Source organism: Kribbella sp. NPDC048837, from assembly GCF_055586945.1.
Map to the genome: position 1 here is coordinate 429601 of NZ_JBVJHF010000001.1, position 14974 is coordinate 444574.

Below are 14974 nucleotides of genomic sequence, written 5' to 3' on the forward strand. Positions count from 1 at the left end.
CAATGGGACCGTGACCGAGCGCTACAGCCGCCCCGACGAGGACCCCGGCGAACGGCTGGACCGGCAGTGGAACGAGCTGCTCCAGGAGCTCCGGCTGGCCCAGACCGGTACGCAGATCCTGTTCGCCTTCCTACTCAGCATCGCCTTCCAGACCAAGTTCCAGGACGCCGACGCGTTCACCCACCACACGTACGCCGTGACGCTGATCGCGTCCGCGCTCGCGGTCGGCCTGTTCCTCGCGCCGGTGTCGTTCCACCGGATCGTCTACCGGCACATGCTCCGCGACCGGATGCTGCCGATCGCGAGCCGGATGGCGATCGCCGGCCTGGTCTTCCTGGTCCTGGCCACGGCAGGCGGCGTCCTGCTCGCCCTCGACGTCGTCCTCACCCGGATGGCGGCGATCATCATCACCGCCATCGTCCTGCTCTGGTTCGGCGTCTTCTGGTACGCCGTCCCCGCCTGGGTCCGCCGTACTAGCGCAACCGCGAACGGACGCACCTAGAAACGGCGCGCTCCAGGATCCAAATGCTCGAGCAGTGCCCGCACGTCGTCTTGGTCCATTCCTGCGGCCAACAGGGCCGGCTCTTCTTCCGGATCAGCTAGTTGTTTGACCGATGGGTCGTCCAGGATCTGCCCCATGAAGTCGAGCTTCTTGGCCAGCCGCTGCGCGACGATCTCGTCAACTGTTTCCGCCGATGCGAGAACAGTGACGCTGGTCTGAGTGCCAGGCGCGAGCCCCAGGCGGTGGATGCGGTCGAGGCTCTGCAGGTACCGGCCAGCCTGAAAGTCGCGGTCAACGAAGACAGCGTCGTGACAAACATGATGCAAGCTGATGCCTTCGCCGAGCGTGGCCGGGTTGGACACGAGGACTGCACAATCCGGGTCCTCCCGAAAGCGCTGGATCTCCTCGTCGCGGTTCGCCGTACCACCGTGTACCGCGGCCGGCTGGTACCGGCTGAGCAGCGCCTGGAGGGTCGCGATACTGCGGACGAAGCTGGCCCAGACGAGCGTCTTCCGTCCAGCAGCAGCGTTCGCCGCCACGATTGACATCGTCTCTTGATACTTGGGAGGGACCTCGTACTGCGGCAGGCGACGGAACAGGATCGACAGCGGGCCACCTTCTGGCACCTCGAGCGGCGGCACCTGGAACGAGAGAGGCTCGTACGGGCTCGATCCTTCGACGAGCAGGGCCGGACTCGTCGCAGCCATCAGCAGTCGGAGGACGGCCCGGCCGAGCGACTCGAAGTCCTTACTCTCTGCCGCCGCGCGGGCGGACATGTTGCCGATCAGCGCGTCGTAGATTTCTCGATGCAACGGAGGCATAGGCAGCTTGCGGATCCGGGTCTTCGCCGGCGGAAGACCAAGCTCGTGCTTCGTAGTGCGTGTATACAGCGGCCGAAGCACAGTGCTGGCGTAGGCAAGGTCACCACCATCGACCGCCTGCGTAACGACCCGGCGTCCGTATCCAGGCCAGACGAACGACAGCAGGTTCTCAAGGTCCTTTGCGCCGTTTGGAGCGGGCGTGCCGCTCAGGATCATCCGCACCCGACTGAGCGGACCGAGCGCCATGCACGCAGCTCCGTAGACGCCTGCACCGCCGAGCTTCATCCGATGCGCCTCATCGAGCACGAGCATCGCGGGGGCAGCCTTCAACCATTCGGACAGCACGCTGAGCGACCTGTCTAGCCGCTCATAGTTGATTAGCACGATGTCCACCCCCGCAGAAGGCCTCTTGTCCACAATCTCGACCGACAGAGGGTGCTCAAAACAGACCTCAGCCTCCTCTGACCACGCCTGATACGCGGACTTCGGACCGACCACGAGCATGCGTGACACCTGGCTGCGTTCCCGGAGGGCAGCGAACACGGCCAGGGAGACCCTCGTCTTCCCAGCACCCGGGACGCTGAAGTTCGCACCATGTTTGATCGACAGCAGCCTGGCTACGTCCCGTTCCTGAAACTTCGTGAGATCGCCAGTCCACCCCGAGCCCAGCATGCTCCGTACGCTCGCTGGGTCGATCTGCTCGCCGAGCGGAGCCCCGCTCAAGAGCTTGCCGACATCGTCAGCTGAGTCCAGAAGGTCCTGAATCAGGACAGCGAAGTCGGGCTCCCAGACCACACCCTCGGGATCCGGCCACTCCGCAAGTGCCGAGATGCCCGCGACGAACCCGTCGATGGGCACGGCCGCCGAGAGCTGGTCAACCATCCGGCCAGCCGGAAACCTCGACATCAAGCGGCCGAGCGCCGACCGATGAGCCACCACGCATCGCAGCAGAGCCTGGGTACGAGTGAAATCGAACCCGATGACGAGTCCTGCGCCGGGACCTGGTTCCACTCAGATGCCCTTCCCGAACTCCTCGAGCAGCCACGACACACCATCGCCCGGGTCCTGCACGGTGCGACGGGTTTCGAGTGCCAGCTTCTGAAGACTCTTGCGCAGACTCAGCAGGGCATCATCGAAAGCATCTTCATCCAGGCTCTGGGTGGCGCGCGAAAGCACCACATCAGTCACGCACTGATCGACGTCCGCGCTGGCATCCAGCAAGCGTCTCGGCGCAGCTTGCTTCCGCTTCATGACGCGTCCATCCCGGCCAGCCTTGTCGATCGCCTGTTCCATTGCCTGCCTTAGGTCACGAAGGTCGGGGCCGCCTTCGGCCTGTGGCCGGCCTGCGCCACCGTCGCTCGCCGCCCGAGCTCTAAGGATGGCGTCCGTGAATGCCTTCGCACTCTTCAAGGAGCCTGACTCCTGCCTGACCGAGCGACCAAGACCAGGGATTGCAACGCCCCCGGCGGGCGAATTGGAGGTCACGTCGGCCGGCACGAGCGACGCGAGGTACCTGTCCTCGAAGCCTGGCTCGATGAATCGCACGTCGGTCTTCGAGAAGCCCAGCATGATCGCAGCCACGCGGCTTTCGAGCAGGAGCTCTGCCTTCTCGGGGTTGGTGGCCTGAGTCTTCTCGTATGCGCGGTGCAGCTCGCGCAGCTTCTCTTGGTGGTCCTCGAAGGAGATCAGGGGAAGGCGAGCACCATTCACCTCGCTCCTCTGGATCATCGACTGGATGCATGCAAGAACCCACTGATCTTGCTTGCAGCGCGCCGCAGTGGTCCGGAACGTCGTCGCGATCATCGCCAGCGGCGTGCCGGCGTCGACCAGCTCCTGGACCGCCAGAAGACGGTTGATATAGGAGTAGTCCCGCCGGTGCTCCTTCCGGAGCTGCAGGGACAACTCGACGGCCGCGATGTCATCCCAGTCGCACGATCCCGGCAACACGGCAACCCGCATCTGGTGGGTGGGGCCATGCAGGTCGAGCAATGCCGCTCGGCGGGTGTTGCCGTTGACCAGCACTCCATCGTGCGTGACCAGACCGGGCTCGCTCTGGCCGTACTCTCGCAGGCTCTCGGCCAGCTCGATGAACTCTGGGTCTATGCGCGACGGATCCGAAGGCTGGGCCTTCAGCAAGCTTTCCAGATATGCCTGACTCCCCGTGCTCCAGGGGTCAGCCTCAAGCACCGCATCGCGGCTCGCATCGTGGCTTCGCTGAGCGCGGACCCGATGGGTGGCCGGGTTGTAGTGCAAGTCGCCAACTGGGAGCTGGATGACATCGAGGTGCCTCGGCAATCCACGCCACTCAATCGTCAGTGTCTCGCGCGGACCATCGCCCTCGTTAAGCTCCTTGAGCCGCCGCTTCACGAGTGCACGGTTCTCGTCCGCGTTGGCCGGCCGGCCGTAGTCCTTCGTCACGTGTGATCCTTGCCTGTCGTTCTCGTCAGCGGAGCTTCTCACAGATCAGCACTAGTCCACCCCGAGTTCGGCTCGGACCGCTGCGCGAGACTCCCCCGGCAGTGTTCTGTAGTTACTCCACAGCCGTTCCAGCCGGCTGAACTCCCGGGCGTCGGCGCCCACCCAGCCTGCCAGGATTCGGCGCTCAGCGACGCTCAATGCTCTGACGCTCGCTATCACCGTTGCCGCGCTCGCGTCGAGCTCACGTCCCCCGACGCGGCAACGGTTGCACTCCGTGATGAGCTCGATGTCCACACTACCGTCCGGTCTCACGACCTTGCGCCGTGCGATGTCAAGCTGAGCAGCCTCGTAGGTCCCGGCGTACAGCTCGCCCGGGGTGATGCCGCACGACCGGCACATGTGCCCGTCCGCGGAGAGCACCTGCCGGCGCCGGGTCGCACCGATCGCAGCGGTGCTCTTCGAGCGCTCGCCGGCCCGGCCCGGCTCCCACACCGCAACTCCGGGCGTCACGAAGCGTTGCTCGTGCGAGCCGAGGGCTGGGTCTTCTCGGTTGGTGTCGATCCGCCAACCGAAATCCCGCAGATCACGGAGACGGCGATCCACCTGCGATACTCCTGGAAACGCCCGCCGGAGCGACTCCTTCGTGAAATCATTCCCCTCGCCGACCACCTGAATCAGCCACAGTGCGACCCGCTTCATGGTGCCAAGCGAATCATCCTGCCACGACGGCGCGGCCATCTGTCCTCCACTGGTCAGTAACCGGTCACGCCCTCCGGCGCGAACGTACGAAGCAGTTCTAACACATCACACAACCCCCGGGAGCGGGTTTACAGCAAGTGTAAACACTTCTAGCCGCAAGCACCGTCTCCTAGTAGTTCAATTCCTCACTACAAACTCTGTCGCCACTGATTCCCGTGTCCCGCCGGAGATTGTCCACGACAGGGTCTACGATGCTGCAGGACAGGTGATCTAGGGCCTGCTGTGCAGAAGGGAGAACGATGGCTGCTCGCGGACAGATCGCCGCGCCGTACGCAGCGGATGCAACGCCTGAACAGTGCGAGCTCGCGGGCGCACTCCGCCTGCTGTACGCCGCCATCGAGCCGGCCAACATGCGTGCCTTTAGCAACGATCTCGGCTACTCCGTAGCCGCGGTCTCACACTACTTGCACGCGCGCCGGATTCCGTCGATGCGGACGATCGAGCGGATGTACGCTCTGGCGCTCAAGAGTCAGGCCGCGCGCGGGAAGGCCCGACTTCCTTGCAGCATGGACGATCTCCGTCAACTTGAGGCTGCGGTACGGCTCGAGGCTACGGTACGGCGCCACCGCTACTCATCCGGCCTTGTCAAGCTGGCCGTCCCGGTGTCACAGAAGGGGGACCGGCGCAACAGCCTGGCCGTCGACACTGGAGCGTCACGGGGGGACCGGCGCAACGGCATATCGCCGGGTCCGCCAGCCGCAGCACCGGCCGCGCCAAGCCTCTCGTCGGACTCGGTCGTAGACGAACTCCTCGACGCTCCGCCGGGCGATCGACTCAGCGCTCTGTGGCATCTCGGCGGCAGCCTGTCCGACGAGGAGCTGGCCGCCGCGCTCAGGAACCTCGTCCGCGCCGGGCTCAGCGATGAAGTCGACACGCTTCTGGGTGGCGCGCGGGACCACGGGAAGAACATTTCCGGGGTAATCAAGGTACTGGTACTGGTGGCGTAGAATCAGCCGGACAACCGAAACACGGATGGAGGAATGCTGGCAGCCAGGCAAAGCTGGATAACTGAATAGCGCAAGTGCGAGTCGGAATAGACATTGCCGATTTGCCTTGAGTTCATGCTCTCTCAAATATTGAGTTAGTCAGAGAGTTAATGCTACATGCCCTTCTCCAGAGCAAGAGAAGTGCCCAACCGTATAGGCGTGCAAACCACCGGCTGGGCACTCCCTTTTCTGGTCACTCATCCTCGCAATGGAAAGAGTAACCATGTCCAAGTATAGGCGGCGCAGGTCAAACGCCCGCTCGAACACCCGGCAGTCTGGCTCGGCTATCCGGCAGTCAGGGCGACGCCGGCGTCGCCAGACGCTCCTGCGCGGGATCCACAGCTGCTACTCGGCCCCGGGTGAACGTCTGCCGGACCGTATCGCCCGCTTCGTTGCCGGCGCCGTTGTTAAAGCGGCGGCGCTCTATCTGATCAAAGAGTTGGTGGAGTGGCTCCTGCCGATGCTCAGTCACTGACTGCGATCACGGTCCGGTGCTCCGGGTATGGCACCCGGGGCACCACTCCGTGCCCTAACCCTGCAGGAACCGGGCAGCGACCTCCTCGAGCACACGCTCGGAGCCCGCGTAGACGCCGTCAGGGCGGGGCCAGTGGGTGATGACGTCGGTGAAGCCGAGGGCGGCGGCGCGGCTGACGACGTCTTCGAAGGCGTCGGGGCCGGCCAGGGAGTAGCGGGCCGAGTCGAGGGCGAGGTACCGGTCGAACGGGCGGCCCTCGAGGACGTCGTCCAGCCGGTGGCTCAGGTCGGTGACGGCGGCGAACCAGGTCTCGAAGTCCGGGGATTTCGGGCCGGTCGTCACCCAGCCGGCGCCGTACTGCACGGCCAGGCGGAGTGACCGTGGTCCGTTGGCGGCCATGATGAACGGCACCCGCGGCTGCTGCACGCACCCGGGCAGCGTTCGGCCGTTGCGGGTCTCGAAGTACTCGCCCTTGAAGTCGACGCCGTCGGTGGTCAGCAGCTTGTCCAGCAGCTCGACGAACTCCGCGAACCGGTCCACCTTCTGCCGCGGACTCAGGTCCGGGCCGCCCTGGATCGTCGCGTCGAGGCTGCCGCCCGAGCCGATCCCGCAGAGGAACCGCCCGTCGGAGACGTCGTCGATGGCGAGGATGTCCCGGGTCAGCGCGAGCGGGTGCCGGAAGTTGGGTGAGGTCACGAAGGTGCCGAGCTTGATCGTGCTCGTGACCAGCGCGGCCGCGGTCAGCGTCGGCGTCGTCCCGTACCAGGGCGAGTCCTGCAGGCCGCTCCAGGTCAGGTGGTCGTAGGTCCACGCATGGTCGAACCCGTACTCCTCCGCCCGCCGCCACAACGGCGCGGCGTCCTTCCACCGGTACTCCGGCAGGATCGTGATCCCGAATCGCATGCCCGCACCCTAACGAATCTGCCCGGGACCACGATTCGTCGCGGTCAGACCCCCGGACGGCCAGGCGTCTCGAAGGTGGCCAGGGAGCTCGTGCCGATGCTTCCCAGCCACACCTTGCCGTCGCGTTCGCGGACGCCGGTGGGCATGTGGAAGCTGGGGTGCTTGGCGCGGAGGTCGTGGACCACGGCGCCGGTCTCGTCGTACGCCTGGATCTCGATGATGTCGGCGGCCTTGGGCTTCAACGCGTCCGGCAGGGCCCAGACGGCCTTCCGCAGGACGGGATGCTTCGGCAGCAGCAGATCCAGCAGCGCGTTGCGCGGCGAGCCGACGGCGACCCAGATGAGTCCGTCGGAGCCCCGGGCGATGTTGTCCGGCAGTCCCGGGATCGAGGCGACCTGCACAGGCTCGGCGTCGTCGACGGTGAGGTCGAGCTTGAACAGCCCGTACGCCGCTGTCTCGGCCCAGAAGAGGGTACGGCGGTCCGCACTGAGCGCAACGCCGTTCGGGAAGGCACGGCCGGTCGTCAGCCGGGTCACCTGCCCGTCCGGGGTCAGCCGGTACACGCTGCCGGTCGCGGAGTGTTCGAGCAGGTCGGCCATCCACTCGTCGATGCCGAACCGCGTGGACGAGTCGGTGAAGTAGATCGTGCCGTCCTCGGTCACGTCCGCGTTGTTGCAGAAGCGCATCGGCCGGCCGTCGATCTCGGCCAGCAGGGTCGCGATCCGGCCGTCCTTGTCCAGGGTCAGCAGGCCGCGGTTCGCGTCGCAGACCAGCACCTTGCCGTCGGGCAGCCACTCCAGCCCGAGCGGTCGGCCGCCGGTGTCGGCCACCGTGGTGATCGTCTTGCCGTCGGCGCTGACCCGCAGGATGCGTCCGTCGTACAGACCGGTCAGCACGCTGCCGTCGTCGTCGATCAGCGTGTCCTCGGGGCCCTCCCCCGGCAACGCGACCGTTTCCACGTCGACGTTCTTCGGGTGCCGCACCGGCGGCGTCGGCGGCGGAGTCCAGCGAACGGGCGCGATCGACGACTTCATGCCGCAGACCTTAGCGCGCTGCGTCCGGATGACCACAAGACGCCACAGCCCGGACCGATCCAGGATCGGTCCGGGCTGCGAACGACGTGCTTAGAAGATGACCTCGCCGCGGGCACGCCGGGCGCGGAGCTTCTCCAGGGCCTCCTCGAGGATCTCGGCCGCCTCCTGCTCGGAGCGCCGTTCCTTCACGTAGGCCAGGTGGGTCTTGTAGGGCTCGATCTTCGGCGGTGGCGGTGGGTTGTTCACATCGGTGCTGGTCGGCAGACCGCACCGCGGACAGTCCCACGCCTCCGGAATCGACGCCTCGACCGCGAACACCGTCGCGGTCTCGTGCCCGTTGGCACAGAAGAACACGATGCGCTGCCGGGGCGCGCTGTCGCCGCGCTCCGCCTCGCCCATCGGGCCGGCACCGACCCGGCTGCCACGAATCGCACTGCCACCACCCGCCACGGGAACCTACTCCCCCTCAGCCGAGCTTGTAGAGCAGGCCGAGCGCGACGATGGCGGCGAACCAGACCAGACCGATGCCGATGGTGATCCGGTCCAGGTTCCGCTCGGCGACCGAGGAGCCGCCCAGGCTGGACGACACACCGCCACCGAAGAGGTCCGACAGACCGCCACCGCGGCCTTTGTGCAGGAGCACGAGCAGCGTGAGCATGAGGCTGCAGACGATCACGACGATCGAGAAAGCGAGAATCACGAGGAGTAGCCTAACTGAAGGTCCAGGTAACGGCAGATACCGGCGAACTCGTCGGCCTGAAGGCTCGCACCTCCGACCAGGCAGCCGTCGACATCCGGTTGGGCCATGATGCCACCTGCGCTGGCCATCTTCACCGATCCGCCGTAAAGAATCCGTACCGAGTCGGCCACCGAGGGTGAGATCGTCTCCTCGATCCGGCTCCGGATCGCCGCGATGACCTCCTGCGCGTCCTCCGGGGTGGCCACCTCGCCGGTGCCGATCGCCCAGACCGGCTCGTAGGCGATGACGAGCTTGCGGACGTCGTCCGGCTTGATCCCGGCCAGCGCGCCGTCGATCTGCCCGATGCAGTGGTCGACGTGACCGCCGGCCTTGCGGATCTCCAGGCCCTCGCCGACGCAGACGATCGGGGTCAGGCCGGCCTCGAGCGCCTTGGCCGTCTTGGCGTTGACCAGCGCGTCGTCCTCGTTGTGGTACTGGCGGCGCTCGGAGTGACCGGTGAGCACGTAGGTGCAGCCGAGCTTGCTCAGCATGGCCGCCGAGATGTCGCCGGTGTAGGCCCCGGCGTCGTGGGTCGACACGTCCTGCGCGCCGTACTTGATCTTCATCCGGTCACCGTCGACCAGCGTCTGCACGCTGCGGATGTCGGTGAACGGCGGCAGCACCGCCACCTCGACCCGCTCGAAGTCGTGCTTCTTGTCCTGCAGCGTCCACGACAGCTTCTGCAGCAGGTGCACGGCCTCGACGTGGTTGAGGTTCATCTTCCAGTTGCCCGCCATCAACGGAGTCCGGGCAGCTGTGGTGTCAGCCATGTGGGTCAGTCCTCTTCCAGTACGGCGAGCCCCGGGAGCTCCTTGCCCTCCAGGTATTCGAGCGAGGCCCCACCACCGGTGGAGATGTGCCCGAACTGCTCGTCGGCGAAGCCTAGCTGGCGCACGGCCGCGGCGGAGTCACCGCCACCGACCACGCTCAGCCCGGTCACCTCGGTCAACGCCTGCGCGACGGCCTTGGTTCCGCCGGCGAACGCGGCCATCTCGAACACACCCATCGGGCCGTTCCAGAACACGGTCTTCGCGCCGGCGATCTCGGCCGCGAACGCCTTGCCGGACTCCGGGCCGATGTCGAGGCCGAGCTGGTCGGCCGGGATCGCGTCCGCGCCGACCACGGTCGCCGGCGAGTCCGCCTTGAACTCGGGCGCGACCACGATGTCGGTCGGCAGCACGATCTCGACGCCCTTGGACCTCGCGGTCTCCAGGTAGCCCTTGACCGTGTCCAGCTGGTCGTCCTCGAGCAGGCTCTTGCCGACCTCGTGGCCCTGCGCCTTCAGGAAGGTGAAGACCATGCCGCCGCCGATCAGCAGCTTGTCGGCCTTGGCCAGCAGGTTGTCGATCACGGCGAGCTTGTCCGACACCTTCGCGCCGCCGAGCACGACGACGTAGGGACGGGCCGGCTCCTCGGTCAGCTTCTTCAGTACCTCGACCTCGGCGAGCACCAGGCCGCCGGCGGCGTGCGGCAGCTTGCGGGCCACGTCGTACACGCTGGCCTGCTTGCGGTGCACGACGCCGAAGCCGTCGCTGACGAAGACGTCGGCCAGGGCCGCGAGCTCGTCGGCCAGCTGGTCGCGCTCGGACTCGTCCTTGCTCTCCTCGCGCGGGTCGTACCGCACGTTCTCGAGCAGCAGCACCTCGCCCTCGTCCAGCTCCTGTACGGCGGTCTGCGCGGAGTCACCCGTGACGTCGCCGGCGAAGTGCACGGTGATGCCCTCGGGCCGCAGCAGCTCACCGAGCCGCTCGGCCACCGGGGCCAGCGTGTACGCCGGGTTCGGCTCGCCCTTGGGGCGGCCGAGGTGCGCGATGACGATCACCTTCGCGCCGGCCTTGGCCAGCTTGATCAGGGTCGGCAACGAGGCGCGGATGCGGCCGTCGTCACCGATCACCTCGTCCTTGATCGGCACGTTCAGGTCGGAGCGGACCAGCACCCGCAGGCCGGCCAGGTCGCCGAGGTCTTCGATGGTCTTCACAGTTCGGCTTTCCTCAAAGAGACGCGCCTGCGTCCGGAGCCAGCACCAGGCTGTCCGGACGCAGGCTGTGGGTGAACGTCAGAGCGAGGCGCCGACGTGGTTGACCAGGTCGACGAGGCGGTTGGAGTAGCCCCACTCGTTGTCGTACCAGCCGACGACCTTGACCTGGTTGCCGATCACCTTGGTCAGGCCGGCGTCGAAGATGCAGGAGGCCGGGTCGGTGACGATGTCGGTCGAGACGATCTCGTCCTCGGTGTAGGTCAGGTAGCCCTTGAGCGAGCCCTCGGTGGCGGCGGCCTTGTAGGCCTCCTTCACCTCGTCGACGGTGACCTCGCGGCCGACGGTGACGGTGAGGTCGGTGGCCGAGCCGGTCGGCACCGGCACGCGCAGCGCGTAGCCGTCGAGCTTGCCCTTGAGCTCCGGCAGCACCAGGCCGATCGCCTTCGCGGCACCGGTCGAGGTCGGCACGATGTTCAGCGCGGCGGCGCGGGCGCGGCGCAGGTCCTTGTGCGGGCCGTCCTGCAGGTTCTGGTCCTGGGTGTACGCGTGGATCGTGGTCATCAGACCCTTGTCGATCGTGAACGCGTCGTGCAGGACCTTGGCCAGCGGGGCGATGCAGTTCGTGGTGCAGGACGCGTTCGAGATCACGGTGTGCTTCTCGGCGTCGTACAGCTCGTGGTTCACGCCCATCACCACGGTCAGGTCCTCGTTCTTCGCCGGGGCGGAGATGATGACCTTCTTGGCGCCGTTGTCGGCGTGCGTCTTGGCCTTGGTGGCGTCGGTGAAGAAGCCGGTCGACTCGATCACCACGTCGGCGCCGACGTCGGACCACTTCAGGTTCGCGGGGTCGCGCTCGGCGAACGCCTTGAAGCTCTTGCCGGCCACGGTGATGTCGTCGTCGGTGGCGGAGACCTCGCCCGGGAAGCGGCCCAGGATCGAGTCGTACTTCAGCAGGTGAGCGAGGGTCTGGTTGTCGGTCAAGTCATTGACGGCGACGACCTCGATGTCGGCACCGGACGCCTGCGCGGCGCGGAAGAAGTTACGGCCGATCCGGCCGAAGCCGTTGATACCTACGCGTACGGTCACGGGACTGCGTCTCCTCAAAACTAGCTGTCGAGCACTGCCGCTACAGCCCGAAGACTAGCCCAACAGCCCACTGGACCAACTGGTACCGTCCACATCAGACCACCATGACCGGCCGGTAGCTCCACGAGCAGACCACCCGCACGCGACACTGCCCCGGAAACCTCCCGGGGCAGTGGTTTGCATACCAGTTCTCCGCTGGTGACGTGGGATCAGGCGGGGTCGAGCATCTCGGGGGTGAGGTTGGCCTCGGTGTTGGGGATGCCGAGGTCGGCGGCGCGCTTGTCGGCCATCGCGAGCAGGCGGCGGATCCGGCCCGCCACCGCGTCCTTGGTGAGGGCCGGCTCGTGCAGCTGACCGAGCTCCTCGAGGCTGGCCTGCTTGTGCTCGAGCCGCAGCTTGCCGGCCACCTGCAGGTGATCGGGTACGTCGTCGCCGAGAATCTCCAGCGCTCGTTCGACCCGCGCGCCCGCCGCGACCGCCGCGCGGGCGGAGCGGCGCAGGTTCGCGTCGTCGAAGTTGGCCAGCCGGTTAGCGGTCGCGCGGACCTCGCGGCGCATCCGGCGCTCCTCCCAGGCCAGCACGGACTCGTGTGCGCCGAGCCGGGTGAGCAATGCACCGATCGCGTCGCCGTCGCGGATCACCACGCGGTCGACGTTCCGCACCTCGCGAGCCTTCGAACCGATGCCGAGCCGACGGGCCGCACCGACCAGAGCGAGCGCCGCCTCCGGACCCGGGCAGGTCACCTCGAGCGAGGACGATCGGCCGGGCTCGGTCAGCGAACCGTGTGCCAGGAACGCACCGCGCCAGGCCGCCACCGCGTCACAGGACGCACCGGACACGACCGCCGGTGGGAGACCCCGCACGGGCCGGCCGCGGTTGTCGACGAGACCCGTCTGTCGCGCCAGCGCGTCACCGTCGCGGACGACGCGGACGACGTACTTGGTCTGCTTCCGGATTCCGGACGGGGAGATCACCACGACGTCCGACGGGTGCCCGAAGATCTCGGCGATGTCCTTGCGCAGCCGCCGGGCCGCGGCACCGCTGTCCAGCTCCGCCTCCACGACGATCCGGCCGGACACCAGGTGCAGCCCGCCCGCGAACCGCAACACGGAGGACACCTCGGCCTTGCGGCAACAGGGTTTCGTGACCTGGATACTGGTCAGCTCGGACTTCACCTGTGCTGTCATCGCCATAGAAGGCATCCTCCCACCGTTGTCAAAGACCCTCGGGGGCCACATCACTCCAACGGAGTGACTAGTCACCCGTTACGCCGGTCTGCAACCTTTCGTGTGGCTGGTCGCGTTTCTCCGCCGACAGTGTGACAGGAGGGGCATGAAAGCACGGGACGAAGCCGAGTTCACCGAGTTCGCCGCGATCACCTTGCGCCGGCTGCGGCGTACGGCGTACTTGATGTGTGGCGACTGGCACCGGGCGGAGGACGCGGCCCAGGACGCGTTGGTCAAGGTGTACCGGCGCTGGAACCGGATCGAACGCAAGGAGAACCTGAACGGCTACGCGCACCGCGCCGTCGTGACGGCGGTCTTCGACCAGTCCAGGAAGCCGTGGCGCCGCGAACGCCTGCACGACCCGGACGACCACCACACCGCGGTGCCCGATCTGGCCGGACCGGTCGACGACCGCCTGCTCGTCGTGCAGGCACTCGCAACACTTCCGGCCAGCCAGCGGGCCTGCGTCGTCCTGCGGCACTACGCAGACCTCAGCCTCGAACAGACCGCCGATGTCCTCGGGATCGGCGTCGGCGGCGTCAAGAGCCAGACCTCCCGCGGATTGGCCCGCCTCCGCGAACTACTCGGACAGACCGAAAGGAGCGCCTCATGAGCACGGACATCGAACGCATGCTGGCCGCCGCCGCCGACGACTCGGACCGGCCACTGCGGACCGACGTCGACGACATCCTCGTCCGCGCGCGCCGGTCGGTCCGACGCGGCCGGATCGCCACCGTCTCCACCGCTGCGGTCACCACGGCCGCGATTCTCGGCGGCCTCGCGGCCTGGTCCGCGAACCGTCCCGAGAGCGCGGGACCGGCGGGCCAGACCATCACGATCGACGTGCAGACCGGCCGGATCATCGACAACGAGACCGGCAAGACCGCCACTCCGGCGCCTCCGGTGAGCCCGCTGTCCGATGCCGAGGTCCTCAGCCGCTGCACGAAGTACGACCACAGCTGGGAGCACCTCGTCCAGTCGCACAAGAAGACCATCGACATGGCCGGCCCGGTCGACGCGCGGTGGAAGCTCGTGGTGAAGAGCGGCGACCAGTCCGCGCTGAACGCTCTGTTCCTCTCGCCGGACCAGTCGATCGTCTCGATGTGCACCATGGCCGGTCCGGCGAAGCCAGAGAGCTTCGGGCGCACGAGCGCCTCCGAGGTCGTGGCCAGGAGTCAGATCCGGATGCCGGTGACCATGAACGACGGGCTCCGGATTCCGGTCCCCGGCGTCGCCCGCGTGCTGGTGGACGTCGCCGGCGAGAGCAATCCCCGGGAGGCCCTGGTCGGAACCGACGGATTCGCCACCCTCAGCCACCCCGGCCAGGACGACAAGCTGATCGTCCTGAACCGGGTTCGGGCCTACGACGCCGGCGGCACGAAGGTGTACGACCGGGTCACCAAGCCGCCCACTCCCCCGGCGCAGCCGACGGTCGACCCGTCGGTGACCGTCAAGACCGTCGCGCCGATCACGCCGCGGGTCGTGCTGACCAAGGATCCGCGGACCGGCAAGCCGCTCGCTGCCATGCCGCCGGTCAGTCCGCTGACCGACGAGCAGGTGACCACCCGGTGCCGCGGCGTCGACGACATCTACTTCAAGGACCTGGGCTCGCACGGAGCATCGACCCCGAGCACCGCGGTGATCAAGGCTGCCGGGCCGGTCACGAAGAACTGGCAGGTCGCGCTCAAGACCGGCACCGGCGACAAGCTCACCGCCGTCCTGGTCTCGCCGGACAAGCGGGTCTACGCCTGGTGTCACATGCTGACGCCGACGGCCAAGGGCGCGTACGACTACACCCGGGGGACCGTGCAGGCCAACGGGAAGTTCGCGGACGGCTTCGACTTCGCGATGGTGCCGGACGGCGTCGCGCAGATCATCGTCGACCTGCCGCAGGGACCGACCCGCGCGCTGCTCTCGAACGGCTACTACATCTGGGGTCTGACCGGCGGGAACTCGGGGATCAAGACCGTCCGGGTCCGCGGGTTCGATGCCGAGGGCAAGCAGGTGTACGACGCGAAGAAGTCGGTCGACGCCGACTTCGACTGAG

Annotated in this window: 15 protein-coding genes; 4 read left to right on the plus strand and 11 right to left on the minus strand. The window is 67.1% G+C overall.

The window, feature by feature from the left end; all coding sequences use genetic code 11:
- Window positions 1–10: 10 nt before the first annotated feature.
- Window positions 11–502: a DUF6328 family protein gene (locus ACZ6O0_RS02100; RefSeq protein WP_465762955.1), complete on the plus strand. Its 492-nt coding sequence runs from the start codon at window positions 11–13 to the stop codon at window positions 500–502.
- Here the strand turns inward: ACZ6O0_RS02100 and ACZ6O0_RS02105 are convergent.
- The 3 genes from ACZ6O0_RS02105 to ACZ6O0_RS02115 all read right to left on the minus strand — a co-directional run bounded on the left by ACZ6O0_RS02105 (window position 499) and on the right by ACZ6O0_RS02115 (window position 4479).
- Entirely contained in the window at window positions 499–2205 is a 1707-nt protein-coding gene (locus ACZ6O0_RS02105) for a DEAD/DEAH box helicase (RefSeq protein ID WP_465762956.1), read from the minus strand. The genes ACZ6O0_RS02100 and ACZ6O0_RS02105 overlap by 4 nt on opposite strands.
- A gap of 129 nt (window positions 2206–2334) precedes the next feature.
- Window positions 2335–3741 carry a hypothetical protein gene (locus ACZ6O0_RS02110; RefSeq protein ID WP_465762957.1) on the minus strand — a complete coding sequence of 469 codons (1407 nt, stop codon included), beginning with the start codon at window positions 3739–3741 and terminating at the stop codon, window positions 2335–2337.
- Between the two features lie 51 nt (window positions 3742–3792).
- Entirely contained in the window at window positions 3793–4479 is a 687-nt protein-coding gene (locus ACZ6O0_RS02115) for a hypothetical protein (RefSeq protein WP_465762958.1), read from the minus strand.
- Window positions 4480–4739: 260 nt separating this feature from the next.
- On the opposite strand from ACZ6O0_RS02115, the gene ACZ6O0_RS02120 reads away from it, so the two are divergent.
- Window positions 4740–5447, plus strand: a complete 708-nt coding sequence (locus tag ACZ6O0_RS02120) for a hypothetical protein (RefSeq protein ID WP_465762959.1) — start codon at window positions 4740–4742, stop codon at window positions 5445–5447.
- Between the two features lie 568 nt (window positions 5448–6015).
- Here the strand turns inward: ACZ6O0_RS02120 and ACZ6O0_RS02125 are convergent.
- The 8 genes from ACZ6O0_RS02125 to whiA all read right to left on the minus strand — a co-directional run bounded on the left by ACZ6O0_RS02125 (window position 6016) and on the right by whiA (window position 12894).
- Window positions 6016–6864, minus strand: a complete 849-nt coding sequence (locus ACZ6O0_RS02125) for an LLM class flavin-dependent oxidoreductase (protein ID WP_465762960.1) — start codon at window positions 6862–6864, stop codon at window positions 6016–6018.
- Window positions 6865–6908: 44 nt separating this feature from the next.
- Complete coding sequence (locus ACZ6O0_RS02130; RefSeq protein WP_465762961.1) at window positions 6909–7898, minus strand: SMP-30/gluconolactonase/LRE family protein; 990 nt, start codon at window positions 7896–7898, stop codon at window positions 6909–6911.
- Between the two features lie 90 nt (window positions 7899–7988).
- The gene (locus tag ACZ6O0_RS02135; RefSeq protein ID WP_465762962.1) at window positions 7989–8348 is read right to left on the minus strand and encodes an RNA polymerase-binding protein RbpA; all 360 of its coding nucleotides are present in this window, start codon (window positions 8346–8348) and stop codon (window positions 7989–7991) included.
- Between the two features lie 16 nt (window positions 8349–8364).
- Window positions 8365–8598, minus strand: coding sequence for a preprotein translocase subunit SecG (secG, locus tag ACZ6O0_RS02140; RefSeq protein ID WP_209695429.1), 234 nt, complete (start codon window positions 8596–8598; stop codon window positions 8365–8367).
- Window positions 8595–9407, minus strand: a complete 813-nt coding sequence (gene tpiA / locus ACZ6O0_RS02145; protein ID WP_465762963.1) for a triose-phosphate isomerase — start codon at window positions 9405–9407, stop codon at window positions 8595–8597. The genes secG and tpiA overlap by 4 nt, the downstream gene beginning before the upstream one ends.
- A gap of 5 nt (window positions 9408–9412) precedes the next feature.
- On the minus strand, window positions 9413–10615 hold the full coding sequence (locus ACZ6O0_RS02150) for a phosphoglycerate kinase (protein ID WP_465762964.1): 1203 nt from the start codon (window positions 10613–10615) through the stop codon (window positions 9413–9415).
- Window positions 10616–10693: 78 nt separating this feature from the next.
- Window positions 10694–11701 carry a type I glyceraldehyde-3-phosphate dehydrogenase gene (gene gap / locus ACZ6O0_RS02155; protein WP_465762965.1) on the minus strand — a complete coding sequence of 336 codons (1008 nt, stop codon included), beginning with the start codon at window positions 11699–11701 and terminating at the stop codon, window positions 10694–10696.
- Window positions 11702–11910: 209 nt separating this feature from the next.
- Window positions 11911–12894 carry a DNA-binding protein WhiA gene (whiA, locus tag ACZ6O0_RS02160; RefSeq protein WP_328520667.1) on the minus strand — a complete coding sequence of 328 codons (984 nt, stop codon included), beginning with the start codon at window positions 12892–12894 and terminating at the stop codon, window positions 11911–11913.
- A 139-nt stretch (window positions 12895–13033) separates the two neighbouring features.
- On the opposite strand from whiA, the gene ACZ6O0_RS02165 reads away from it, so the two are divergent.
- Both ACZ6O0_RS02165 and ACZ6O0_RS02170 read left to right on the plus strand, forming a co-directional pair.
- On the plus strand, window positions 13034–13540 hold the full coding sequence (locus tag ACZ6O0_RS02165; RefSeq protein WP_465762966.1) for a SigE family RNA polymerase sigma factor: 507 nt from the start codon (window positions 13034–13036) through the stop codon (window positions 13538–13540).
- A complete protein-coding gene (locus ACZ6O0_RS02170; protein WP_465762967.1) occupies window positions 13537–14973 on the plus strand; it encodes a hypothetical protein in 1437 nt (478 codons plus the stop codon). Before ACZ6O0_RS02165 ends, ACZ6O0_RS02170 begins: the two co-directional genes overlap by 4 nt.
- The last annotated feature ends 1 nt before the right edge of the window (window position 14974 follow it).